General features: G+C 49.3%; 28 protein-coding genes. 1 reads left to right on the top strand and 27 read right to left on the bottom strand.

All coding sequences use genetic code 11. The features are described 5' to 3' along the window. Position 1: 1 nt before the first annotated feature. The 22 genes from POF51_RS16570 to coxB form a co-directional block, all read right to left on the bottom strand. Positions 2–1189 (bottom strand): ABC transporter substrate-binding protein, encoded by a 1188-nt coding sequence (locus POF51_RS16570; protein WP_069849014.1) that lies wholly within the window; start codon positions 1187–1189, stop codon positions 2–4. A gap of 50 nt (positions 1190–1239) precedes the next feature. Next, the gene (locus POF51_RS16565) at positions 1240–1983 is read right to left on the bottom strand and encodes an ABC transporter ATP-binding protein (RefSeq protein ID WP_017251564.1); all 744 of its coding nucleotides are present in this window, start codon (positions 1981–1983) and stop codon (positions 1240–1242) included. A gap of 22 nt (positions 1984–2005) precedes the next feature. Beyond that, positions 2006–2767, bottom strand: coding sequence for an ABC transporter ATP-binding protein (locus POF51_RS16560; protein ID WP_069849016.1), 762 nt, complete (start codon positions 2765–2767; stop codon positions 2006–2008). Further along, on the bottom strand, positions 2764–3795 hold the full coding sequence (locus POF51_RS16555; RefSeq protein ID WP_238144536.1) for a branched-chain amino acid ABC transporter permease: 1032 nt from the start codon (positions 3793–3795) through the stop codon (positions 2764–2766). The genes POF51_RS16560 and POF51_RS16555 overlap by 4 nt, the downstream gene beginning before the upstream one ends. After that, complete coding sequence (locus POF51_RS16550; protein WP_017251567.1) at positions 3792–4670, bottom strand: branched-chain amino acid ABC transporter permease; 879 nt, start codon at positions 4668–4670, stop codon at positions 3792–3794. The genes POF51_RS16555 and POF51_RS16550 overlap by 4 nt, the downstream gene beginning before the upstream one ends. Positions 4671–4804: 134 nt before the next feature. After that, the gene (paaX, locus tag POF51_RS16545) at positions 4805–5632 is read right to left on the bottom strand and encodes a phenylacetic acid degradation operon negative regulatory protein PaaX (RefSeq protein ID WP_017251568.1); all 828 of its coding nucleotides are present in this window, start codon (positions 5630–5632) and stop codon (positions 4805–4807) included. 169 nt (positions 5633–5801) lie between these two features. Next, complete coding sequence (locus POF51_RS16540) at positions 5802–6227, bottom strand: thioesterase family protein (protein WP_069849021.1); 426 nt, start codon at positions 6225–6227, stop codon at positions 5802–5804. Positions 6228–6254: 27 nt separating this feature from the next. After that, a complete protein-coding gene (locus POF51_RS16535) occupies positions 6255–7454 on the bottom strand; it encodes a thiolase family protein (RefSeq protein ID WP_069849023.1) in 1200 nt (399 codons plus the stop codon). A 34-nt stretch (positions 7455–7488) separates the two neighbouring features. Beyond that, positions 7489–8688 carry a thiolase family protein gene (locus POF51_RS16530; RefSeq protein ID WP_069849026.1) on the bottom strand — a complete coding sequence of 400 codons (1200 nt, stop codon included), beginning with the start codon at positions 8686–8688 and terminating at the stop codon, positions 7489–7491. Continuing rightward, positions 8685–9440, bottom strand: coding sequence for a 3-hydroxyacyl-CoA dehydrogenase family protein (locus POF51_RS16525; RefSeq protein WP_069849028.1), 756 nt, complete (start codon positions 9438–9440; stop codon positions 8685–8687). The genes POF51_RS16530 and POF51_RS16525 overlap by 4 nt, the downstream gene beginning before the upstream one ends. Continuing rightward, the gene (locus tag POF51_RS16520) at positions 9424–10281 is read right to left on the bottom strand and encodes a 3-hydroxyacyl-CoA dehydrogenase family protein (protein WP_069849031.1); all 858 of its coding nucleotides are present in this window, start codon (positions 10279–10281) and stop codon (positions 9424–9426) included. The genes POF51_RS16525 and POF51_RS16520 overlap by 17 nt, the downstream gene beginning before the upstream one ends. Positions 10282–10303: 22 nt before the next feature. Then, positions 10304–11083: an enoyl-CoA hydratase-related protein gene (locus POF51_RS16515; protein ID WP_069849033.1), complete on the bottom strand. Its 780-nt coding sequence runs from the start codon at positions 11081–11083 to the stop codon at positions 10304–10306. Between the two features lie 9 nt (positions 11084–11092). Beyond that, complete coding sequence (locus POF51_RS16510; RefSeq protein ID WP_069849035.1) at positions 11093–11866, bottom strand: enoyl-CoA hydratase-related protein; 774 nt, start codon at positions 11864–11866, stop codon at positions 11093–11095. Positions 11867–11899: 33 nt separating this feature from the next. Then, a complete protein-coding gene (gene paaK / locus POF51_RS16505; protein WP_069849037.1) occupies positions 11900–13228 on the bottom strand; it encodes a phenylacetate--CoA ligase PaaK in 1329 nt (442 codons plus the stop codon). Positions 13229–13284: 56 nt separating this feature from the next. After that, a complete protein-coding gene (locus POF51_RS16500; protein WP_170831601.1) occupies positions 13285–14070 on the bottom strand; it encodes an enoyl-CoA hydratase-related protein in 786 nt (261 codons plus the stop codon). Beyond that, complete coding sequence (locus tag POF51_RS16495) at positions 14070–14471, bottom strand: PaaI family thioesterase (RefSeq protein WP_016741459.1); 402 nt, start codon at positions 14469–14471, stop codon at positions 14070–14072. The genes POF51_RS16500 and POF51_RS16495 overlap by 1 nt, the downstream gene beginning before the upstream one ends. Before the next feature lie 93 nt (positions 14472–14564). After that, a complete protein-coding gene (locus tag POF51_RS16490; protein ID WP_017251578.1) occupies positions 14565–15026 on the bottom strand; it encodes a PaaI family thioesterase in 462 nt (153 codons plus the stop codon). A gap of 2 nt (positions 15027–15028) precedes the next feature. After that, positions 15029–15328, bottom strand: a complete 300-nt coding sequence (locus tag POF51_RS16485) for an EthD family reductase (protein WP_007723387.1) — start codon at positions 15326–15328, stop codon at positions 15029–15031. Between the two features lie 596 nt (positions 15329–15924). After that, the gene (locus POF51_RS16480) at positions 15925–16242 is read right to left on the bottom strand and encodes a cytochrome C oxidase subunit IV family protein (RefSeq protein WP_007723383.1); all 318 of its coding nucleotides are present in this window, start codon (positions 16240–16242) and stop codon (positions 15925–15927) included. Positions 16243–16245: 3 nt separating this feature from the next. Next, the gene (locus tag POF51_RS16475) at positions 16246–16872 is read right to left on the bottom strand and encodes a cytochrome c oxidase subunit 3 (protein WP_017251582.1); all 627 of its coding nucleotides are present in this window, start codon (positions 16870–16872) and stop codon (positions 16246–16248) included. After that, positions 16872–18716: a cytochrome c oxidase subunit I gene (ctaD, locus tag POF51_RS16470; RefSeq protein WP_017251583.1), complete on the bottom strand. Its 1845-nt coding sequence runs from the start codon at positions 18714–18716 to the stop codon at positions 16872–16874. The genes POF51_RS16475 and ctaD overlap by 1 nt, the downstream gene beginning before the upstream one ends. Before the next feature lie 71 nt (positions 18717–18787). Then, on the bottom strand, positions 18788–19816 hold the full coding sequence (coxB, locus tag POF51_RS16465) for a cytochrome c oxidase subunit II (protein WP_069849039.1): 1029 nt from the start codon (positions 19814–19816) through the stop codon (positions 18788–18790). Positions 19817–20152: 336 nt separating this feature from the next. On the opposite strand from coxB, the gene POF51_RS16460 reads away from it, so the two are divergent. Continuing rightward, positions 20153–20989, top strand: coding sequence for an oxidoreductase (locus POF51_RS16460; RefSeq protein ID WP_069849041.1), 837 nt, complete (start codon positions 20153–20155; stop codon positions 20987–20989). 59 nt (positions 20990–21048) lie between these two features. Here POF51_RS16460 and POF51_RS16455 read toward each other — a convergent pair whose 3' ends face one another. The 5 genes from POF51_RS16455 to POF51_RS16435 form a co-directional block, all read right to left on the bottom strand. Continuing rightward, positions 21049–21399 carry a DUF2512 family protein gene (locus POF51_RS16455; RefSeq protein WP_017251586.1) on the bottom strand — a complete coding sequence of 117 codons (351 nt, stop codon included), beginning with the start codon at positions 21397–21399 and terminating at the stop codon, positions 21049–21051. Between the two features lie 47 nt (positions 21400–21446). Continuing rightward, positions 21447–21674 (bottom strand): hypothetical protein, encoded by a 228-nt coding sequence (locus tag POF51_RS16450; RefSeq protein WP_106834650.1) that lies wholly within the window; start codon positions 21672–21674, stop codon positions 21447–21449. 28 nt (positions 21675–21702) lie between these two features. Beyond that, the gene (locus POF51_RS16445) at positions 21703–22884 is read right to left on the bottom strand and encodes a Ger(x)C family spore germination protein (RefSeq protein ID WP_069849045.1); all 1182 of its coding nucleotides are present in this window, start codon (positions 22882–22884) and stop codon (positions 21703–21705) included. Positions 22885–22919: 35 nt separating this feature from the next. Further along, positions 22920–24428: a spore germination protein gene (locus POF51_RS16440; protein ID WP_069849047.1), complete on the bottom strand. Its 1509-nt coding sequence runs from the start codon at positions 24426–24428 to the stop codon at positions 22920–22922. A gap of 142 nt (positions 24429–24570) precedes the next feature. Continuing rightward, a complete protein-coding gene (locus POF51_RS16435) occupies positions 24571–25215 on the bottom strand; it encodes a SurA N-terminal domain-containing protein (protein WP_069849050.1) in 645 nt (214 codons plus the stop codon). Positions 25216–25240: the final 25 nt, after the last annotated feature.

Here is a 25240-nt window from a genome sequence, read left to right as displayed (position 1 = left end):
CTTATTTAACGAGCTGGAATTTTCCATCCTTCACTTCAACCATGATCATGCTGTCTTCTGTCAGACCGTTATGATCATCAGCCGTGAACTTGAATTCTCCGGTTACCCCTACGTATTTCGCCTTTTCCAATACTTCGCCCAGTTTAGAGGTGTCGCCGCCTGCTTGCTTCAAGCCTTCCACGAGCAGATTCAAGCCGTCGTATCCGTATCCCGCGAAGCCGTCTGGCTGTGTATTGTAGGCAGCTTGATAACCATCCACGAATTTTTTGATGATGGCAGATTGCGGATCGTCTGCCGCTACTTGTTCAGGAATGAGCAGTTTTCCAGCTACCATCAGGACACCCTCACCTGCGTCTCCAATCAGTTCGAGGAATTTGCTATTCGCAGAGCCATGGCTGCTAATGATCGGAATCGTGAGGTTCAGTTGCTTGGCTTCCTTCACAATCGTAGCGGGTCCAGGATTCGTACCTGCCACAATCAGTGCCTGCGCATCAGTCCCTTTGATCTTGGTCAATTGGGAGCTCATAGACGGATCTTTTGTGCCGTACTTTTCTTCGGCTACAATCGTGATGCCGTATTCAGGCGCATATTTTTGCAATTGCGTGGTCCAGCCACTTCCATATGGATTGCTGTCATTGAGCGTAGCAATTTTCGTAATGCCTTTTTCCTTCAAATATTTGAAGATGCGCTTCGTTCCGTGTACGTCCGTGTGCGGCGTTTTGTAGATGCCTGCACGAACTGGATTGGTGATTTGGTCTGCCGCTGCCATCGAGATCAGCGGGAGCTTTTCTGCTGCGGCATACTCAGCCATCCCGAGAGACGGACCACTGCCCGAGGAACCGAGTACAGCTACGACCTTTTCTTTCGAAGCGAGCTTTTTGATTGCTTTTACTGCTTCCGTATTGTCAGACTTGTCGTCTTCAAAAATGACTTCCAACGGTCGACCCTCTACTCCGCCAGCGCCGTTGATTTCTTTTACCAACAACTCTACCGCTTGCTTCTCTGGTACGCCGAGCGGACTGTTCGGACCAGTCAGCGAGAAAATAGCGCCGACCTTGATCGGGTCCTTGCTGGCGCCACCAGTGCCCGACTCTGCCGCTGGCGTAGCGCCGCCTCCACAGGCACTCAAGAAAACGAGCGAAGCGACTGCTGCTGGAAATAGCCATTTTTTGAATGTTCGTTTTTTCATGGGTGTACCCCCTCAAATGTATGTGTCTATCTTAGTCAAACTGCTATTGGCTACACTGCCTCGTGGGAGCTTCCCAAATAAGCAGATTGCACACGCGGGTCATTGCTAATCTCGTCTGCCTTCCCTTCCAGCATGACGGTTCCTGTACTGAGTACGTAAGCCCGGTCGGAAATAGCGAGCGCTGCGCGAGCATTTTGCTCGACCAACAGCACCGTGGTGCCCCACTCCGAGCGAATCTCCTGCACAATCGTCAGGATTTCTTTGGCAATCAATGGAGCCAATCCTAGCGAAGGCTCGTCCAACAAGAGAAGCTGCGGTCGAGACAAGAGCGCTCTGCCAATGGCGAGCATCTGCTGTTGCCCCCCGGAAAGCGTTCCCCCGAGCTGCCATTTCCGCTCTGCCAAAATGGGAAAACGTTCATACACCGTCTCCATTTCTTTGGCAATTTCCTTTTTGCTCGTCTTGGGCATCCGATGCGAAGCACCCAGCCACAAATTGTCCTCTACGGTCAGCGTCGAAAAAATTTGTCTGCGCTCCGGTACATGCGCCATGCCCCGCGGTACTACCAGCTCCGCAGGAACACGCGTAATGTCCGCGTCACGAAACCAAATCTTGCCTTCCTTGTCGCCGTGCAGACCGCAAATACAGTTCAAAAGCGTCGTTTTGCCTGCCCCATTTGCACCTAACAGAGAGACGATCTCGCCTTCGTTCACTTGTAAAGTAATCCCGTGCAACACTTCCACCGGACCGTAGCGAGCCGTGATGTTGTCTACTGTAAGGACTGCCTTCCCCATGTTTGTTCACCTCTTTCGCGCTTCATTCTGCACCCAGATACGCCGCAATCACTCGCGGGTTCTCCTGAATCTCACGCGGGGTACCTTCTGCGATTTTTGATCCTTGATCCAATACAACGATGCGGTCTGCAATCGTCATGATCATATCCATGTCATGCTCCACTAGCAAAATAGCCGTTCCGTTGTCGCGAATCTCGCAAAACATGCGGCTCATCTCCGCCGTCTCGGTATGATTCAGACCCGCAGCAGGCTCATCCAACAAGAGCAACCGCGGCTGGGCTACCATTGCGCGGGCAATCTCCATCAGCCGCAGTTTCCCGTATGGCAAGCTCCCAGCCAGCAAGGACGCTTCCTCTGCCAAGCCAACATTCTCTATCCACGTCTGTGCTTGCTCCTGCATCATCTTCTCTTCCTTGCGGGACTTTGCCAGATTCATGCCGCAGGAAAAGAGACTCGCGCTTGTCTTGGTATGCATGCCGACCATCACGTTTTCCAAGACGGTCATATCGTCAAAGGTTTGGAGGTTTTGAAAGGTTCGGGTGATGCCCAATCCGGCATATTCGTAGCCTTGCACACGTGTCAACGGCTGGTTGCTGAAGCGAATCTCTCCTTCCGAAGGCGAGATCACACCCGACACCATGTTGAGCACCGTGCTTTTTCCAGCGCCATTCGGACCGATCAGCGCGAGGATCTCTCCTTCTCGCACCTGAAAATCTACTTGATTCACTGCCCGCACGCCGCCAAAATCACGAGAGAGCTTTTGCACATCCAAAAGTGTTGTCATGTTGCAGCCTTCCTTTCCACCTGCTGCTTTCGTTGTGCGTCGTCAGCCATGGCCTTCGCCTTTTTCGCCTGCCCTTTTTCGAAAGCAGCCCGGATGCGCGGAACCAATCCTTCTGGCATGAACATAATGATCAGCACGAGAATCGCACCGAACACAATCGTATCCACATCCCCCTGCAAACCCGGCACCACTTCACCCAAGAGGATCAGCCCTTCACTGATAAAGCCAATCAGGATCGTCCCGATCAAAGCGCCCCAGATGCTTGTCATCCCGCCGATGACGACCATCGTCAGAAACTTGATCGACTCGTGCAGTCCGAACGGCTGCGGATCAAGAATTCCCATGTAATGGGCATACAAGCCGCCAGAAATACCAGCGAACATGCCGCTTACTACAAAGGCATTCAGCTTGAACTTGCGGACATCAATTCCCATCGAGGTCGCGGCAATTTCACTTTTGTGAATCGCCCGAAACGCTCTGCCGACGCGTGAATTCAAGAGATTAAGTGAGAAGAGCAGCACACAGGTGACGACTCCCCAAATCAGAAAGTACATGGATAGCTCGCTTCCACCGAAGAAAGTCATCTGCGGAATGCTGATCATCCCGTTTGCTCCCCCTGTGACCGACTCCCATTCCGTAATCCCGATCTGGACGATGTAGCCAAATGCGAGAGTTGCCATCGCGAGGTAGTAGCCTTGCAGCCCCGCTATCGCTCGCCCGAGGATAAAGGCGAATAACCCTGGAACAACCGCAGCGGCGATGAGACCGACAAATGGCGGCAGACCGTACTTCGTCGTCAATACAGCCGACGTATAGGCGCCTATCCCCCAAAACGAGGCTTGCCCCAGCGAAATTTGTCCAGCCAGCCCCATCACGAGGCATAGCCCGATGGTTACGATTGCTTGAAGACCGATAATAATTCCGACAGATCGATAGTATTCATCTGGCATAACGAATGGGAAAAGAATCATCAAAAACAGGTAGATTCCTATGCTTTTGCCCCACTTATCGATGATCTGCTTCATCATAGCCCTCCTTTTCCAACGCTACGTTCTCCAAAGATGCCAGATGGCTTAATCAACAGCATGCCGATCAACACCAGAAAGGCGATCGCGTCCTTCATACCCGAGCTGATGTAACCAGCTCCTAGCGACTCGACGATCCCGAGTAAAAAGGCGGCTACGGCTGCACCCAATGGATTCCCCAGTCCGCCTAGAATGGCTGCGGAAAAGCCTTTGATTCCGAGCAGCACGCCTATATCGTAGGAGGTTACGGAAAGCGGCGCGATCACGATTCCTGCTATCGCTCCTGTCGCTCCACTGATGGCAAAGGCCAGCATACTCATCTTTGTCGGGCTGATCCCCATCAAGCGAGCTGCCATTGGGTTGACCGAACAGGCGTTAATTTTTTTGCCGAGAATCGTCTTGTCCATCAAGTACCAAAGTAGAAAAAGAATGATAAGAACAGCAGCCAAAATCCAGATACTTTGTTGCGCGATCATCACGCCGCCGATCGAGATCGGCTCATTGCTCGTAATCGGTTCGAGTGCAAACGCATCTTTTCCCCAAATAAAGCTGGCAATGCCGCGAATGAGTGTCGAAATCCCTATCGTCAAAATAATCAAACTAATTGGATTAGCCTTTTTGACGTAAGCGATTACGTATTTCTGCATCAAAACACCGATCAAGGTGACCAGGAGGATCGCGAGCAATGCCGCCAACCCATATGGAAGATTCATGCCAATTAAGGCAACTGTGACCATTCCGCCCAGCATCAAAAATTCACCCTGTGCCAGATTAATGACCTTGCTTACGTTGTAAATCGTGATGAAACCAACCGCTACGATCGCGTAAATCCCGCCACTGACGAGGCCGTTTGCAACGTACTGTAGCAATTCCGTCATATTCGTGCTGTACCCCCTTTGTTTCGCGTCCACTAAACTACACCCAAGTAAAACGCTTACATTTTAAATAATGGAAAATAAATTGAATGAAAAAGACCCTAGACGTGCTAGGGCCTTTCCTTCGCAGCTATCGCCTATGCGGATGGCGCAGCTTCATACACGGTCTCGAAGAATCGTACTGCCCCTGGATTCAATAACTGGTAGTAATTTTGGAACAACTGATCCGCCTCTTTGCCCAACCACAGCTCTGGCAACAATTCCTGCGGCAAATCAGGATCGATGAACAAGAACTTGCGGTATTGGTGGACGAGCTTTGTCTTTTCCACGAAGCAATGGCTGTCTGGAACTTCTTCCCCATTGCTAAGTTTTGCTGAAAGCTGCTCGTATTCACCTCGGTAGGCATCGATGAAGGCCTTGTATTTTTCATTGATTTCATCGATATCCCAGCATTTCTGCACGAGCTGCTTCGGATCGCTCCAGCCCATATGCTCTGATGTAAAAATCTCGACATACTCTGTAATCTCGTGTGCTTCCGTCAGGTCCTTCACGCGATCACTGAGGTTATTCGGGCTGATCCATGTGCTGGTCGTCAGCATCCCGAAGCCCATCCAGCCCAGCTCCTTGCGCAGTTGATCACGCAGCGCTCGACGCTCCTCTGGGATGTTGTAGCTGGCAATGCACCACTTGCCGTCCCACACATCTGTCTCGACCTTATAAATACGTGCCGCTGCTTCTTCCAGCCGCTTTTTGCCGCGCTCGGATACCGAGTAGAAGCTGCGGTTCCCTACTTTTCGCGATTCCAGCCAGCCTTGGCGAAGCATCCGGGAGATTGCTGCACGAACAGCCGGCTCCGACAGTCCGAATTCCCCCATCAGCTTGGTCAGACTACCAATCCAGATTTCGCTTCCATAATGGCGGACGTATTCCCCGTAAATTGTAAAAAGCATGGATTGTGGCTTCACGTTTCTTCTACCCCCAAATCGATTCATACCTATATGCTGTGTGAAATTGTACCATATTCTGTAGGAAGTGCGTGAATCGATCGAGAGTATATGACGATAAAATCGTATAACGTAATTTAAACGTAATTATAGTAAAACATTTTAAAAGAGTCAATTTATTCTGTCATATTTATGATTTCCCATTTACTTCCTGGTTGATCTCTGCTTGCAAGGCCTCAAATCGGCGCTTGATTTCGTCCTTTTTGAAGATGGCTTGGACGAACGTACCGAGTCCTACACGATTACGCGTAGTGTCCGCCGTAACCTCGCACACTACGCGTTTTTCGGTAACCTGCACGCAGGTAGCCCGGAATGTGACCTCCTGACCAATCACTGCTGGGCCGACATGCTTGATGTCTACAGCAAATCCCGAGCCCTCTTCATCAGCTTCCAGGTACGGTAAAATGACGCGTCTTCCCGCCCATTCCATGTAATAAATCATGCTGACTGTCGACATCACGGGATGCACGACTTGGCCTTCAAAAACAGGCAGCATGTCCTTTGTCACTGTCACAGTAAATTCTTCCGTCGTACCTGGCTGCAGTCTATCTATCAAGAGTACCTGCCTCCCTATCTACCCAAGCTACACACGTTCGATAATCGTCGCAATTCCCTGTCCAACTCCAATGCACATCGCAGCCAGCCCGTAACGAGCATCACGACGCTCCATTTCATTCAGAAGAGTAGTAAGGATGCGCGCTCCGCTACACCCGAGAGGATGGCCCAAAGCAATTGCTCCGCCATTTACGTTGACCAGATCAGGGTTGACCCCCAGCTCACGTACGCTCGCTACTGCCTGCGCCGCAAAAGCCTCGTTGAATTCGAACAGATCCATCTGCGTAAGCGACAAGCCTGCCTGCTTCAGTACTTTGCGCGTAGCAGGTACAGGTCCAATTCCCATCACGGATGGATCGACACCTGCGACTGCGGATGCAACGATTCTTGCACGAGGCTTCAAGCCGGCTGCAAGAGCCGCTTCCTGTTCCATGATGAGCAGAGCGCAGGCTCCATCGTTTAGACCGCTGGAGTTGCCTGCTGTGACGCTGCCATCTGCTTGGAATGCTGGTTTCAGCTTTTGGAGCTGTTCGATGGTCGTCTCTGGACGTGCATGTTCATCGTTCTCAAACAATGTAACCTCGCCTTTGCGCCCTTTCAGCTCTACGGGAACGATCTCCGCATCCCACTTTCCTTCTGCTAAGGCACGTGCGTAATTTTGCTGACTGCGCAAAGCAAACTCATCCTGCGTTTCACGGCTAATGCCGTATTGCTCCGCTACCTTCTCCGCTGTTTCCCCCAAGCTGATCGGCGGATACATCTCTTTCATTTTTTCGTTAACCAATCGCCAGCCCAATGTCGTATCGACCAACTGCTGATTGCCGCGCTGAAAAGCCGTGCCTGGCTTCATCATCACCAGCGGAGAGCGTGTCATGCTCTCTGTCCCGCCCGCGATATAGACATGACCTACTCCGGCTTTGATTGCATTCGCGCTTTGGTTCACAGCCTCCAGACCTGAGCCGCACAGACGGTTCACTGTCACTCCCGGCACTTCGACAGGTAGTCCCGCCAACAGAAGTGACATACGCGCGACATTGCGGTTATCTTCCCCAGCCTGATTGGCACAACCCATGATGACATCATCAATCGTCTTCGGATCGATGGAGTTGCGTTCCAGCAGCTTTTGAATCACCAATGCGCCCAGGTCATCCGGGCGCACATCCTTCAACGCACCACCAATACGTCCGATTGGCGTGCGCACAGCATCTATGATGACAGGTGTACTCATTCTTCCACTCCTCCCATGCACGAGGGCTTTGTTTCTATAGCGCTTCTACTAACGTGGCCAATCCTTGACCGCCGCCTATACACAAAGAAACGATTCCGTATTTCTTTTGGCGACGTCTCAGCTCGAAAAGTATCGTACCTACCAGTCGGGCACCGCTCATTCCGAGTGGATGACCCAACGCGATTGCTCCACCGTTTACATTCGTTTTCAAAGGGTCCAGTCCCAGTTCGCGCATGCAGGCGAGTGACTGGGAAGCAAAAGCTTCATTTAACTCAAATAGATCAATTTGATCTACGGTCATGTTCGTTTCTGCGAGCAGCTTACGAATCGCAGCGACCGGCCCAATGCCCATAATGCGCGGATCAACACCAGCACTGACAAAATGAACAATGCGCCCCAAAGGAGCGATGCCTGTCTTTAACAGCATTTCTTCATTCATCAGCAGCAAGGCCGCTGCGCCATCGTTGATACCGGAGGAGTTGCCTGCTGTGACGCTACCATCTTTTCGGAAGGCAGGTCGCAACTTGGACAATGACTCCACACTAGAATCCCTTCTTGGGAATTCATCCGTATCAAACAGCGTTTCTTCCCCTTTTTTCCCAGTTAACTTGATGGGAATGATCTCATCGCGAAACAGACCTGCCTCTATTGCGTTGATAGCCCGAGACTGGCTCTCTGCTGCAAAACGATCCTGATCCTCGCGACTGATGCCAAATTGCTCCGCCACGTTTTCCGCTGTATCTCCCATGGTCAGATCGCCATAAAGCGAGACAGGAGCAGAACGAGGTCCGCCAAAGGACTCGATCAGCATCTGTCCCCCACGTTGATACGGCTGCTCGAATTTTTCCATGATGTACGGTGAACGAGTCAAATTCTCTACACCGCCTGCCAGCATGACCTGACTATGTCCTGCCTGGATAGACTGCGCAGCCAAATTGACTGCCTCTAGCCCAGATGCACACACCCGATTCACAGTCAGTCCAGGTATGGTGTCAGGAAGCCCTGCTTTCAACAAACCAACGCGCGCAATGTTAATAAACGGTCCTGCCGATATGACGTTACCCATGATGACCCCATCAACAATCTCACCGGATTGTCCTGCCTTCGCAAGCGCTCCATTCAAGACAATGGCTGTCAGGTCGTCGATGGGGGTGTTCTTCAGACTTCCGCCCAGCTTGCCGATTGGTGTACGTACTGCTGTTGCTATGTACACCTTCTTGGTAGTCAAGCTCATGCCTCTACACCTACTTTTTCTTCGTACGTGTAAAAGCCTTGCCCACTGCGTACGCCGACACGCCCTGCCAGCACCAGCTTGCGTAATAGCGGCGCTGTGCGATAACGCTCCTCGGCCAGGTCGCGCTGCAAGCCTCTCGATATCGCAAAAATCTCATCCAACCCGATACGATCTGCCCATTCGAGAGGGCCATATGGGTAGTTGGTTCCTTTTTTCATCGCGATATCGATATCGGTAGCGGTTGCCGCTTTTTCCATCAGCGTAAAGGTAGCCTCGTTGATAATGAGTGTTAAAATGCGTGGGAACACGAGACCTACCTCGTCATTTACGGTCTCCGTTGCTTTCCCGAGTGATTGAAAGAAGCCTTCCGTTGCTTGAATCGTATCCAGCTCCGTTTGCAGGGCAGGGGCAATCTCGATCAGCTCCCGTTCAACCAAGGGCACGAGCGTTCCAAATCCGCAAACACGTTCAGGATGCTGTGTCCATGACGCTACCTCCGTCGCTGTAATTGCGAGCGAAGTCGTGATAATCGGTACGTTTGGTGGCAATAGGTCATCCAGCTCGCGTACCTGCCTCTTTTTCGCCTGCAAATCGACGCTATTTACTTCCACAGCCAATTCAATCAGCTCAGGTTCAGCCATCGCTTCTGCAAGCGTAAGCACCTGGTAACCTCTTTCCACCATCAAATGATTCAACTCTGCGTACAGCGGGCTTGTGCCCACGAGCAATACAGCCTTATTGGTTGTAATCATAGAAGCCTTCCCCCGTCTTTCTGCCCAAGCTGCCGGATTGAACCATTTGTTGCTGAATCCGGCTAGGCTTAAATCGTCCTTCATGGAAGAAGTCGGTATAGATCGATTTGGTGGTGGCAAAATTGATGTCGATGCCGATCATGTCTTGCAACTCAAACGGTCCCATTTTGAATCCGCCAGCCAGCTTCATAATGCGGTCAATCTGTTCCACACCTGCCACATGATCGCCCATGATACGCAATGCTTCATTATAGTAAGGCCGCGCGATTCGATTGACGATAAAGCCTGGGGTGTCCGTCACCAGGACAGGCACCTTGCCCAACTCTTGCGCAAATCGATACGCCACCTCCACATTTTCCTCACTCGATTTTTTCCCGCGAATAACCTCAACCAAGGGCATGACGGGTGCCGGATTGAAAAAATGAAATCCGAGAATGCGCTCGGGATGCGAAAGCCCTCCTGCAATCTCCGTAATCGAGATGGAGGAAGTATTCGTTAGTAAAAGGGCATCCTCTCTGCAAATCACAGAAAGCTGGCTGAAAATGCTTTTTTTCAAATCAAGACGCTCTGGCACCGCTTCGATGACGATATCGCAGTCTGCCAATTGCTCTATTTCCGATACGAGATGGACCAGCTCTAGCGTCTCTGCCATTTCTTGTTCACTGATTTTGCTTTTCTCCACGTCTTTTGTCAGGATCGATTCCAAATAGACAAGCGCTTTGTCCAGCACCGCCTGATTTGCATCCAGCAGCATGACCTGATGTCCTTTGCGAGCACAAACGAGAGCGATCCCCGCTCCCATCGTTCCCGCCCCGATGACGCCTACTGTTTTTATACTCACTTGGGCTTGCCTCCCTTCGCCTCTAACGGCCTGTAAAACGAGGCGCACGCTTTTCCATGAAAGCGGTGACCCCTTCCTTATGATCCGCTGTGCTGCCAGCCGCCTCTTGTGCAAAAGCTTCATATTCCAAGGTCTCTTCCAACCCCATCTCAAGCCCTTTGTACATCGTGCGCTTGATTAAACCAATCCCCTTCGTCGGCAGTGACGCCAGCTTGCGCGCATACGCCAACGCATCCTCTATGAAGCTCTCCGCAGGGTACACCTGATTGACCAATCCAATTCGCATTGCTTCCTCAGCAGATACTTTTTCCCCTGTCATCGCCAGCTCCAACGCCTTGCCGATCCCGACGATGCGTGGCAAGAAATAGCAGCCTCCTGAATCAGGAACGAGCCCGATGTTGACAAAAGCATTGACGAAGGATGCCTTTTCCGATGCCAGGCGAATATCGCACGCTAGCGCAACACTCATGCCTGCACCTGCTGCTACACCGTTTACTGCTGCAATGATCGGCTTCTCTGTTTTTTGAAACTGAAGGATCATTGGATTATAGCGATCCCGCAAGAAACCACCGTAATCCACATCTCCCCCTCCAGAAACGTCACTGAGATCCTGACCGGCATTGAAGGCCCGCCCTGCTCCGGTAAGAAAGATGCAGCGCACATCCGCATCCTTCTGCGCTTGCTTCAATGCATCGGTGATTTCCTTGTTCATGACAGCTGTAAACGCATTGAATTTGTCCGGACGGTTCAAGGTCACTACTGCTACGCCTTCTGACACTTCATAAAGAATCGTTTCGTACATGGCCGCCTCCTAATTTCCCGTAAAACGGGGTTTGCGCTTCTCCAGAAAAGCTTGCATGCCTTCTTTTCGATCTTCGCTTGCCAAAAGAAGATAAAAGCTGTTTCGCTCGTAATCCATCCCCTCTTGAAGGGGGAGATCACCAGCTTTGTACACAGCTTTTTTGATTACCTGTACCGCGAGCGGCGGTTGCTGGGCGATTTGCTTCGCCAGCTTGAGCGCTTCCTGATAGTACGCCTCCACTGGCACTACCCGATTGACCAGTCCGTATTTCAACGCTTCTTTGGCCGAAATCGGTTCACCTGTGAGCAGCATCTCCAATGCTTTTCGCTCACCTACCACACGCGTCAGACGCTGTGTACCACCAGCCCCAGGCATGACTCCAAGCTTGATTTCCGGTTGACCAATGACGGCTGTCTCCGAAGCGATCACGATATCGCAGTTCATCATTAATTCACAGCCACCACCGAGCACAAAGCCGCTGACGGCACCAATAATTGGCTTGGAGATAAGCGAGATGCGATCCCAAACCGCGAACTGATTGCGCTTCATGATGTCGATGGCTGATGCTTCCGCCATTTCATTAATGTCGGCACCCGCTGCGAACGCCCTCGCGTTGCCAGTCAGGATGATCACCCGAATATCCGGGTCGCGGTCCATTTGCTCCATCTGTTCAACCAATTCGTCGACGAGCTGCAAATTCAGTGCGTTTAGAATCTTCGGTCGATTCAACGTAATGATACCGACACCATCTTCACTGGCTACGCTAATATATTCATAGGCCATGAACTGTCACACCCTTTTTTTACAGGAGCTGGTTTAAATAGCTGCCTGTGATTTGTTCCGGTTATCCACGACACGAATCGCTTTTCCTTCGCTGCGCGTCAAAGAATTCGGCGGTTGCACCCGCAGCACCACGGACACGCCCAACGTATTTTTGATCTGATGGCAAATTTCTTTCACCAATGGCGAGAGAGCAGAGCTGTCATTTCCACTGATCTCATTTGCATATGCTGGTGTCAGCTCGCAGTGCACCTCAAAACGGTCGAGGGCACCGTCGCGTTCAATGACGACCTGGTAGTGTGGAGCCAATTGGTTGAACGTAAGCAAAACGGACTCGATCTCTGTCGGGAACACATTGACCCCGCGAATAATGAGCATGTCATCTACACGCCCTTTGATGCGCGACATACGCATGGTTGTCCGTCCGCACTTACAGGGCTCAGAATTGAGGGAAGCGATATCACCCGTACGGTAGCGCACAACCGGGAATGCTTCTTTCGTCAGTGACGTGAATACGAGCTCGCCTTCTTGTCCATATGGGAGCACTTCTCCAGTGCTTGGATCGATAATTTCTGCGTAGAAATGGTCTTCTGCGATATGCAGGCCATCCTGCCCTTCATGACATTCAATGGAAACACCTGGCCCCATCACTTCGCTCAGCCCGTAAATGTCCACCGCTTTAATGTCGAGCTCATGCTCCAGTTGTACGCGCATTTCTTCCGACCACGGCTCTGCACCAAAAATCCCGTATTTGACACTCGTCTCACGCGGATCGATTCCTTGCTTTTTCATCTCTTCCACGATGTTGAGGACATAGGATGGCGTTGCTGCAATGCCACGTGGCTTGAAGTCCTCGATCAACGTAATTTGACGGGAGGTATTGCCACCGGATACTGGCACTGCAACTGCGCCCATGTGCTCGATGCCGTTGTGCAGACCCAATCCGCCTGTAAAAAGGCCGTAGCCATACGCGTTATGGAAAATGTCTCCCGGCTCTCCGCCCGCACAGCAAATGGCGCGCGCCACGATCTCCGCCCAATTCTCCAGGTCTTTTTTGGTGTAGCCGACAACAGTCGGTTTTCCTTTTGTCCCGGATGAACCGTGAATGCGTGCTACTTCCTTCATTTCGACTGCAAACAGATTGAATGGATAATTTTCTCGCAAATCTGTCTTTTTCATAAATGGAAGCTTCTGTATGTCTTCGATCGATTGGATATCTTCTGGTTTCACACCAGCTTCATTGAACGCCTTTGTGTGGAAAGGGACGCGCTCATATACGCGTTTGACCGTTTCTTTCAAGCGTGCCAGTTGCAGTTCCGTCATTTTCTCTCTTGTTAGCGTTTCCATTTCTGTATTAAAGATCATGTCGCTTCCCTCATCCCCTTGCGTTATGACTCGGTAGGAGTACTTGTTTGAAAATGTTACTCACCCTTAAAAACTGGTTTTCGCTTTTCGCGAAAGGCTTCCAATGCTTCCAAACGATCTGTCGTGGGAATAATCACTTCATAACACATTGTTTCGATATCTAGACCTGTCTGCAAATCGACACTGCTTCCGCGATCAATGGCTGATTTTGCCTGAAACACAGCCAGCGGAGCATTTGCTAAAATCTCGTCTGCCAGCCCCATTGCCAGCTCACGCAGCTCCTCTGTATCTTTTGCAACAGCATTTACAAAACCGATTTGATACGCTTCCTGCGCTTGGATGCGCCTGGCAGTCAGGATCAGCTCCTTTGCTTTGGAGGGTCCGATTAAGCGAGACAACCGCTGCGTACCACCCGCACCTGGAATGATGCCCAAGCTTACCTCTGTTAGACCCATTTTGGCATCTGCAACGGCATAGCGGAAATCACAGGCCAGCGCCAGTTCAAACCCCCCGCCAAGCGCAAATCCGTTAATCATGGCAATCGTCGGCTGCGGAAGCCTCTCCAACGCAGTAAATACATCGCGGATTTTGCGGACATTGCGGCGTACCTGCTGTTCCGTCAGTGTACGGCGCTCCTTCAAATCTGCCCCTGCGCTAAATGCTCGCCCTTCTGCCTTCACGATGACCACGCGAATCTCTTTTGCATCCAGACGTACCTGCTCAATCAAGTTTCCCAGGCGCTCCAATGTATCGTAGTTCAGCGCATTCAACTCATCTGGGCGATTCAGCGTAATCAGTCCTATATGTCCTTCACGTTCAAATCGAACGCTCTCTTCCATCATCAACGTCCTCCTTGTGCAGGCGGGTTAACCCGTGCATACGTTCCGGTAGCAAAAGCCACAAGCTTGCCATCACAAGTCACGCGTGCTTCCATCACGATCAAGCTTTTTCCTTGTTTCAATACATGGGATTGTGCCTCGAGTACCTCACCGCGAGCTGGGTGCAGGTATTGAATCTTGCTCTCCACCGTCACACATTGCTGTACACCATCCACATGAGGTGCTGCCCCATGCCCCATTGCCACATCGGCTAATGTCGCCGTAACACCTCCGTGTACGACACCTTCGATGCTATTGAACAGCTCGGGGCGAATTTTCAGTGCTACCTTACAGCCCTGTTCATCTCGGTGCACAACTTCTATGCCCAGGTAGTGATTGAATCGATTACGGATCTCCACTGACATCTTTGCCCCCTTTCTCGTATCGTCTTGAAACAGTGAAAGGAGCCTAAGCACGTGGCTTTTGGCATCCTTTCTCCGTTTTATTTTCGCTGTCAGTTATTCGTTTTCGTCGATTTCGACGAAGTAATCACTTTTCCGGTAAGCCAGTGCATCCAGTGTCGCTACCAATCCATGCTCCGTTTCTACGCGAATACGGTACCAGGCTGTTCGATTGTTTTTCTTCTCTTCGGTCGCGGTTGCCACCAAGCGATTCCCTTTCATGGCAGCAGCCAAAAATCCGATGTTCATCGACAGTGCTACAGACGTTTTGCCATAGGAATTACAGGCCGCTGCAAAAACAAAGTCTGCCAGGGAGAAGATGATTGCGCCATGAGCGGTGCCATGTGCATTCAGCATATGCTCGGCAACTGTGACTTCCGCAGTCGCCGTTCCTTCTCCCAGCTCAATCAGCTTGATGCCTAAAAATTGCGCAAATGGATCTTGCTTTAGCTTCTCACAAATCTCTGTGTAATGCTTCTGATGGATCGCTTGTTCGTCTATCAATCTTTTCGTGGTCATGATTAAACTACTTCTGCAAAATGCATGGACACAATTGGTCCAGCGAAGCCACGCAGGTCTTTTCCTGCTGCGCGACCTTCAGGCGATGACAACGCTTCCATCAACGCTTCTTTTGATTCAAAGTACATTTCTGCCATCAGATGCAGGTCGGATTCTCCCATTGGTGTTCCATAGATTTTGCTCACTTCCATTTTGATTAAGCCAGGCATTTTCTCTGCCAATGGGCCATGTACCTCGAAATAGTGCTTGTCAAAAGCATCGATATCTTCGGGCTTGCGATAAATCGCTACCAATTTCACCATCATGATCCCTGCTTTCCTCAGATTATAGTTGTAATGTGTGACGACTAATTCATATAACGTTATTTTAACGCATGTTAATATTTTTATTATATAAAGCCTTTGTGACAGGTGCAAGTATTTTTCAAAAAGCAAGAAAACTCTGCCGAATTGTTTTCCCTCCTTCTCTTCATGTTTATGACTGGGAAAAGGCTGACAGAATATGCTTCGATGGGGTGAATTCCATCAATTCCATCTTTTGTGGTCGGGGGAAGCCCTGCCACATGTTTTCCAGTCGCCTGTATCCTCTCTTCGTTCGGGCAGTCTCCTTCCAAACATGTGACAGGACTTTCGAACAGCCTTCGATTTCTCAAAGTACTTGTTGGGGGTATTTCAGTGAGACTTCCTTGAATCAACTTTTTCCATGCTTAATAAAAGCCACGTGGGAAGAAGGGAATTTCCAGTCAAGCGCCTCCGGAGCGGACAGTTCAGTTCGACCCCTTGCAGGGCGTAGGCCGAAGCGTAGACTGGAAATTCCCTTCTTCCCCTCCACTACAGCTCCTTAAAACGCAAAAAAGAGGACAGACCCAATGTCTGTCCTCTTCTATTCGCTCCACTTCCTAGATCCAAACCCAGAAAATAAAGACGAAAATTGCCAACAGGATTACGAATAACCCTGCAAAAATACTGATACGTGCAAACTCATGACCTTTTTGATCCATGTGCATCCAGACATACAGCTGGAAAAACGCTTGAACGAAGGCCAAAGCAACGATGAATGGTACGGTAAAACCTGATGGAATTGCTTCATACGCCACTGCAATGAATGCCAGTGCAGTCAATACGAGAGATCCGATGAAAGCAACTAGGTGTCTTTTCGGACCCTCGTGTTTGACTTTCGGCTTGCGTACCTCTTCATTATGAGCTTGTGCTCCCATAGATTATCCCACCTTTCCACCGATCATACCCATGAGATATACCACGGTAAAGATGAATACCCATACAACGTCGATAAAGTGCCAGTACAGACATGCCAGATAGAACTTCGGTGCAGTTACTACCGTCAGGCCCTTTTTCGTCGCAGATACTTGCAAAAGGATGATCCAGCTAATCCCGAACGCTACGTGAGCTCCGTGGAATCCAACCAAGGTGTAGAAGGCAGATGAGAATGCACTTGTTGACATTTTCAGTCCTTCATTCACATAGTGTACAAACTCGTAAATCTCCAAAGCAAGGAAGCCGAGACCGAGCAATACAGTGATGGTCAGCCAAAGCTGAATCTTCTTCAGGTCTTTCTTGTGCAGAGCCAGCGTAGCCATAACACTTGTCATCGAGCTGGTAAGCAAGAGAAGTGTTGCCACGGCAACGAGATTCATGTCAAACAACGATTGGGATGTCGGTCCACCATTTGCCTGATCACGAAGAGCGATAAATGTTGCAAACAAGGAACCGAAGAGAACTGTCTCTCCACCGAGGAAGAGCCAGAAGCCAAGAACCTTATTCTTGCCTTCAAGGGTGGCTTTTTCCGGTTCGTCAGGCAATACTGCATGTGCATGATGGTTAGCCATTAAGCCTTTACCCCTTTCTCGTCGAGTTCATCCTCATGAATGTGATAACCTGGATCGTCTTTCACAGAACGGGTAAACATGCAGCCCAGTGTAAAGAGCAATCCAATAACTACGACCACGTAGTTGTGGTAGATAAAGCCATAACCTGCAATGAACAGACCGAGAGACATCAAGAATGGCAGGAACGATGGTGATGGCATGTGAATGTCACCGATTGGTTCTGCAGGTGTCATACCTTTGTTACCAGCCATCTTCTCAACCCACAACGCATCCAGACCACGAACGAGAGGGGTTTGAACAAAGTTGTATTCTGGTGGCGGCGAAGGAATCGCCCATTCGAGTGAACGTCCATCCCATGGATCTGCAGGAGCGCGTTTGGAGCTTTTCGCTGCAACGACTACGTTGATCAAGAATAGGATGGTACCGATCGTCATACCAAATGCACCAATCGTACTGATAAAGTTCCCCATATCCAAGTTCTGATCTTTGAGGTATGTAAAGACGCGGCGCGGCATCCCCATCAGACCCAGGAAGTGTTGCGGAAAGAAGGTAAGGTGGAAACCAATGAAGAACGTCCAGAAGTTCCATTTACCGATTGTTTCGTTCAGCATTTTACCGAACATTTTCGGCCACCAGTAGTAAAGACCAGCGAAGAGACCGAATACGAGCCCCCCTACGATAACGTAGTGGAAGTGAGCAACTACGAAATAACTGTCATGATATTGGTAGTCAGCTGGCGGAACCGCAAGCATAACCCCTGTCATACCACCGATTGTGAACGTCGGGATAAATCCTACTGCAAACAGGTTTGCGGTAGGGAAGCGGATTTGACCGCCCCACATGGTCAACAGCCAGTTAAAGATTTTGATACCTGTAGGAACAGCAATCAACATGGTTGCAAGTCCAAACAGCGTGTTGGCAATTGCGCCCAAACCTGTTGTGAACATGTGGTGAGCCCACACCATGAAGCCCAAGAAACCGATCAGCGCAGTTGCAAATACCATGGAGCTGTAACCAAACAGACGCTTTCTTGAGAATGTAGAAACCACTTCAGAAATGATACCGAATGCTGGGAGAATCAAAATGTATACTTCGGGGTGACCGAAGATCCAGAACAAGTGCTCCCAGATAACAACATTACCACCTGCGTCAGGGTTGAAAAAGTTTCCGCCGAACAAACGGTCAAACATCAACAGAACCAAACCAACCGTAATCGCAGGGAATGCGAAGAGGATCAAACCGGATGTAATAAAGGACGACCAGGTGAACATTGGCATACGCATGAATGTCATACCTGGAGCACGCATGTTGATGATGGTAACCAAGAAGTTAATACCACCAATCAGCGTTCCGAGACCGGCAATTTGCAAACCGAGTACGTAGAAGTCTACGCCGATTCCACTGTATTGATTCAAAGCCAAAGTTGTATACGATGTCCAACCAGCATCAGGTGCGCCACCCAAGAACCAGCTTGTGTTCAGTAGCACTCCCCCGAAGAAGAATAGCCAGAATCCGAGTGCGTTAACAAACGGGAATGCTACGTCGCGTGCACCAATTTGAAGGGGAACAATCGCGTTCATCAAAGCAAAAATGATCGGCATAACTGCCAAGAAAATCATCGTGGTGCCGTGCATCGTAATTAATTCGTTAAACGTCTTGGCACCAACCAATTGAATCTCTGGGTACATCAACTGCAAACGAATCAGCAGGGCTTCCAAACCACCGGCCAAGAAGAAAATTCCACCTGCAATCAGATACAGGATCGCAATTTTCTTATGGTCCACTGTCGTAAGATAATCCCACAGCCCCGAGCGATTTGGTGCATGAGAAGCATGTGCAGACACGGGTTTACCTCCTTTTTAAGCGTCACTGCCTATGACGATTGTCAATGCAATAAGTTTTATGAGGCTTTACTTTACTTTTTTTCGCTTACGCTCAATGTCTCCATGTACTCTACAAGCGCTTTCACTTGGTTTTCTTCGAGATTGAGGTTAGGCATTTTGTTGCCCGGCTTCATTTTTTGCGGATCTTTCAGCCACTCTGCAATGTTTTGAGGCGTATGTGCTTTGATACCTGCTACACGTTCGCGATCTGCAAAGTTAGTCAGGTTTGGACCCATCTTACCGCCTTTACCTGCCACAGCGTGACATCCCAAACAGCTCTTATCGAAGATTTGTTGACCTTCTGCAGCCAGTGGAGAAGTTGCCGTTACAGGCTCTTTTGCCTGAACGCCCTTCATGTTAGCTACCCAAGTGTCAAAATCTGCTTGTTCCTTTACTTCTACCTTGAAGTCCATCAAGGCATGGGACGCTCCACAGAGCTCCGCACATTTACCGTAGTAAATGCCTGTTTTGTCTGCTTGCAGCCACAATTTGTTTTCTTGCCCTGGGTTCGTATCGATTTTACCGCCCAATGCAGGAATCCAGAATGCGTGCTTAACATCAGACGCTGATAATACGAATTGAACCTTTTTGCCAACTGGTAATACCAAGTCTTGTGCAGTCGATACGCCAAGATCAGGATACTCGAATTCCCACCAAAATTGGTGAGCGGTAACCTTTACTTGAACTGCTTCCTCTTTCGGAAACTCCTTGTGCAGTGCGAAACCGGTAGTAACAGTTGGAATCGCCATGATGATCAGGAGCAAGAAAGGAATTACCGTCCAAAGAATTTCAAGTGCATGATTTCCTTCGACCTGCTTAGGAATACCTTGCTGTCCGGGACGCTTACGATAACGGATAAGGACGTACGTAAAGATCGTCATAACGACAATGAAGACGCCGATCATGATAGCGGAGGACAGCTTCATCAGGTCAAACTGCATCGCAGCTACCGGACCAGAGGGCTTGAGCGCTGAGAGCTCATCTTTGCCACACCCGGTTAACACTAGCGCCAGCAGAGCAAACAGGGAAAACTGACGCCAATACTGTTGCCAACCCTTCATACCAATGAACCCCTCTTTCTTCGTGTTGGTAACGTTCTAGCCACGCCTACAACTAGAAGTTTTCGTACTTTTCTATCTGAATGAAGAAATCGCATTCAATACTTTCCACAACTATAATGCCCAAACAGGAAAAGTATTAGCAGCAATTCCAAAAACAAACAGGAAAGTAAGGGGCAGTATTGCACACTTCTACCCAAGCGTGGTAACCATTTAAGTATACATAAATTTTCCTTAATACAAAGGCTATTTGTTATGATTTTGTTAACAAATTTATGAACAAATTTGTGAACTTTGCAGTTAAATTCTACCATAACATCCAAATCAAAGGAGAATTCCATGCAAAAAAGACCAATTGCACTAGTCACTGGTACCTCAAGTGGCTTTGGCAAGCACGCATCAGTCGCTTTAGTCAAGGCTGGTTTTCAGGTAATTGCTGCTATGCGTGATCTAGCAAAAAGAGACCCTCTTGACAAATTGGCAAGCTTGCATATAGATCCTGAGCATCTGGAAGTCCTTTCCCTTGATGTTACGCTTCCGGAACAAATTCAGGATGCGATCTCCTCCATCATTGCAAAGCATGGGCGCATTGATCTGTTGGTGAACAATGCCGGCTACGCGTTGGGCGGCTTTGCGGAGGAAGTCTCTTCTGAGGAATGGCGCAAGCAGTTTGATGTAAATGTGTTCGGACTGATCGACGTCACTCGGGCAGTCTTGCCTTATATGCGGCAGCAACAATCTGGACGAATTATTAACGTAAGTAGCATCAGTGGGCGATTTGGATTCCCCGGTCTCTCGCCGTATGCCGCATCCAAGCATGCAGTCGAAGGCTTCAGTGAATCACTTCGCCTTGAAATGCTACCCTTTCAAGTTCAAGTCGTCCTTGTTGAGCCCGGCTCCTTTCGTACAGCAATCTGGGAGAAAGGCATGCAAGACCAACAGCTTGAAGAAACCTCTCCATACGCCTCCCAAATGAAACAACTGATGCGTCACGTAGAAGCGATCATAGAAAAGGCACCTGCTCCCGACGCAGTCATCTCGACGATTGTCCATGCAGCCACCACTCCCAAGCCACGATTCCGCTACCCGGTTGGCCGAGGCGTGGCGCTCACGATCGCCGTAAAAAATTGGCTTCCGTGGTCATGGATTGAGCGAATCGTGACAAAGCGATCGTGATGTTTTGTTTATGCATAAAAGAACACACCCCCGTAAGGAGTGTGTTTGCACACTGAACACTATACACTTTCCGTTCGTCCTGTGCGTATCAGCCAAACATGTTGGATATATTCAGCTACGCCAAAAAATATCGCAACAAAACCGGCCCCGATTGCAGCGATTTGAGCCGTCGGCAAAAACACAATGCTTCCATAAACGATCAAAAAGCCGATAATCAAGTCAAACATGGTCGTCAGCCAAAGACTCCCTGATGTAAGAATCGCCCTATCCAAAAAATATCCGGCGACTGCCAAGACAAATCCGACTCCGACAGACTGATATAGATTTGCGAAATTCACTTCTGGAAAGAGAGCATCTGCCAAAACGACCAACACCGGACTAACGAGCAGCTTCATCAAAAGACCGTCCACGTCTATTTACTCTCCTTTACTGGGGGTGTACTCAGTATGCCCCTCGTTTACTTCAGCCATGTCATGACTCCGTCGTATACCGGCTTGTAAACCATTTCCACCCAATAAACAGGATTGGGGACAACCCCTTTTTCGGCTCCTGCGTACAAGCCCACACTGATGACAAGCAACCCGAGAAAGACAGCGATCTCTTTGCGCTGCCGCTTCCGAATCAATCGGGGTAGCTCGTATGCACAAACGATTATGGATACAACGATGACAGTAAATGTCGACATACAAACTCCCCCTGATCCTGTTGCACAATCACTTTTCGTCAAAGGCATTATTGATGGTTCCTAAACGTCTGATTTTCACATCAGCTTTGACATGTACAGTCAGCTTGGTAAATTCCTTTTCCCAATTGTCCCCTATCTTCTTCCATACTTTCGGATATTTTCGATGGATCGCTTCGCCGAATCCATAGATATCTACGCCATTTTTCTTGGCATTGGCAATTGCTTTTGTCGCCAATACTTCCATTGATTTTTCCGCCTCTTTTTCCAGGTCCTTGATCGTATCCATGTCAGTCAGATCGAGTTTGCATTGCACTTCCCCAATATCATTTTCCAAATCGATGCGAACGATGATTTCAGGCCTGCCATTTTTCATGGTAGCCTCGATTTTAGCGTCGGCGTGCATGACTTCCATCGTCAAGAGGCCTCCCCCCTTGCAAGGCATGCTTCCAACCGTACTTTTTACTTTGCCTGTAATGTAACTATACGCTTTGCTGTCCGCTTCACTCAGCCAAGTGATCAGCCTATCCCCCCGGAACGTAGCCAATGTCGTGTATTGAAGCAGGACAGGTGTATCTATTTCTTCGACATTTTTTCGTTCGTCTCCCTCACTTCCTGGCCCAGACAAGCGGATACCTGTCAATACTGCTTGCTTTCCCTTGCTGGTAAAGTCGGTAATCAATTGATCCATCGTAATTGCTGCGGTAGGCGCCCATACTTTGGAAGATGTCTCCAAAGAAGCAAACATTTCTGTGGAAGGAATTTGTTCAAGCGGTGTGATCACTTTCAAGATATTGCGGGCCGTTGTTCCTCTAGCTACGGCGATATAAAAATCAGTTCGAAACTCATGGTCGCGTGAGACAAAATCAGTGATTGGAGAGATCCCTTCCCTGGCCACCTCCTCGCCAAATATGAGCATCCTGGTGTGCGCCATGTATATTTTACGCGGAGATACCGTGGTCATTTTACGCACAGCCTCAAAGATGGTCGGAGCGTTCATGGTAAAGAGCGTAACGGGCGAACGTCCAGGCTTCCCTTTGTTGGCTGCGACCTCTGCCGGGTCTACAACTTGAACGGAAACTTGATAACCTCCTTGCACTTTATCAATACCGATCCCGACAGCAATCGCCAAATCGTTTAGTTCTTTGCGATCCCAACAACCAGCTAGGATAATAACGAGCACGATGCAGAGAAGAACTTTTATCCCTTTCACTAGTGCCCACTCCTTTACATGCTGTGAAAAGCCGCTTACTTCTGGGGTGGTAATGGCTTTATCCCTTTAGATTGGCGACGCAAATTGTTTTTGGTAATCGATTCAGGCCGTTTGTCCAAGGCCCAGCGAGGCAAGCGAAGGATCGTGTCTTTTTGCTCTTTCAAGGAAAACGGGGCAAACGATTCCATATACGGTACGCCAAATGAGCGCAGACTGCATAAATGCAACACTAAGGCAAGCATCCCTACAATGACCCCGTATATGCCAAAAGAAGCAGCCAGAACCATCAGGGGAAAACGAAGAATCCTCACGGTAATCGACATATTGCTCGCTGGGAAAATAAAGCTGGATATTGCGGTAATCGAGACCACAATGACCATCGCGGCCGAAACAATCCCCGCTTCCACCGCTGCTTGTCCGATAACCAGTGTTCCCACGATGGAAATGGCTTGACCTACTGCACGCGGCATGCGGATTCCAGCCTCTCGCAATATCTCAAAAGCCACTTCCATCATGATCGCCTCAATAAAGGCTGGAAAGGGCACTCCTTCTCGCTGTGCCGCCAAGCTAATTAGCAACTGTGTCGGGAGCATCTCTTGGTGGAAGGTCGTAATGGCGATATAGAGGGAGGGAGCAAGCAACGCGATTAAAAAACAGGCAAACCGCAGCATGCGAATCAACGTACTAAAATCAAAGCGCTGATAGTAGTCTTCCGCTGAGTGAAAAAACTCAACAAAGAGAGAGGGCACGGTCAAAACAAAGGGAGTCCCATCTACAAGAATCGCTACGCGTCCCTCTAATAGATTCGCAGCCACCACATCCGGGCGCTCCGAGTTTGAGATCGTGGGGAAAGGCGTGTAAGCTTCGTCCTGGATCAACTCCTCAATCATTCCGCTTTCCATGATGCCATCGATGCTGATTCGATCCAGTCTATTGCGTACTTCTTCTACAACACCCTCTTCTACAATCCCTTTCATATACACAACCGCGACTTCTGTCTTGGTTTCCTCGCCAATTCTGTTGAATTCAATCCATAGCTTTTCACTGGAAATCCGTCTCCGTAGCAATGTAATATTCGTACGGAGTGTCTCCGTGAAGCTTTCCCGCGGTCCACGAATGACTGTTTGGGATGACGGCTCAGTGACTCCTCTATCCCTCCACTCCTGCAAACCAATATGAATTCCTTGCGAGCAGCCATCTATGAGAATGATGACACAGCCGGACAGCAATGCTGTAAACAATGTGGGGAAGTCGAATAAATCGCCCATATCCCCAACGGTCAGGACCGATTCTTTTAAAAAGGGAACGAACTCGTCCTCGCGTATCCCTTCCCATTCCTTCAAACGCGTCTTGTATAAAAGACTATCGATTAATACGGCTTGTACCAAATACGAATCAACCATGCCATCCGCATACAAGACAGCTGCCCGAATGGGTTCTAGGCTATTTAGGACTACCTCTCGAATCACAATATCATTGCTGTATCCGAGCGATTCTTTAATATAGTGAACGTTGTCGTCTAAGCTGCAACCAATCTGAGCCATTCGGATTGCTCCTCACATCGGCAATTATGAACACAGTTTCTCCGATTGCTCCCATTACTAAACAAAACGCTCCTATCCGTTTTCACAGAAAAAGACCTCGCACTCATTTAAGAGGACAAGGTCTTTTGGTATATGTTCTACACTATGGAGCAGGTGTTTGTGCATCACCTGGCACTGGTGCATCGTCAAAGGATGGGTCGTGCCATTCTACTTTATGTTTTTCCTGAAGCGTATTTAACCAGGTACCGTAGTTCTGACTGCGATTTTGGTCAGTCAGCATTATCTTGATCTGATCTTTGACTTTATCAAACTCAGGTGCCGGTGCCCCCAGCTGTTCTTTATTTGTATCGTAGTAGGTTTTGATTTGCTCCTCGGTAACCGGGAATGCTTTATCCAACAACCTATCCCGTGTCATGAGCACGCTCAACTTATCCCGCAACTGGGCCTCGGTCATTCCCATACTCTTCAAGTAGTTTTGGAATGCCTCAGGTGAACCTACCTGTTGTTTCATCGAATCAATCTCTTTATCCATATCTTCTTGCGTCACCGCGACGTTTTGCGCCTTGGCTTCCTGCTTGATTAACGCTTCCGCAACAAGTTCATGTATCGTTTGTTTTCCGTACATTTTTTTCATTTCACTGTAAAGCTGATTTTGTGTAATGGAGGTATCGCCAGCCGTTACCAATACAGGGTCATTGCCTTTTGCCCATGATTGATAAAACCCTAAAACAGCTAACCCCGTTAATAATATGGCAACCGAAAGCATGGAAAGATCAAACTTCTTCACTTGGATATCCTCTCTTTCTATAATC

Source organism: Brevibacillus sp. AG (assembly GCF_028369215.1).
Classification (GTDB): domain Bacteria; phylum Bacillota; class Bacilli; order Brevibacillales; family Brevibacillaceae; genus Brevibacillus; species Brevibacillus porteri.
Note: the sequence above shows the minus strand (reverse complement) of the source record. Positions and strands in the feature narration are given on the sequence as shown.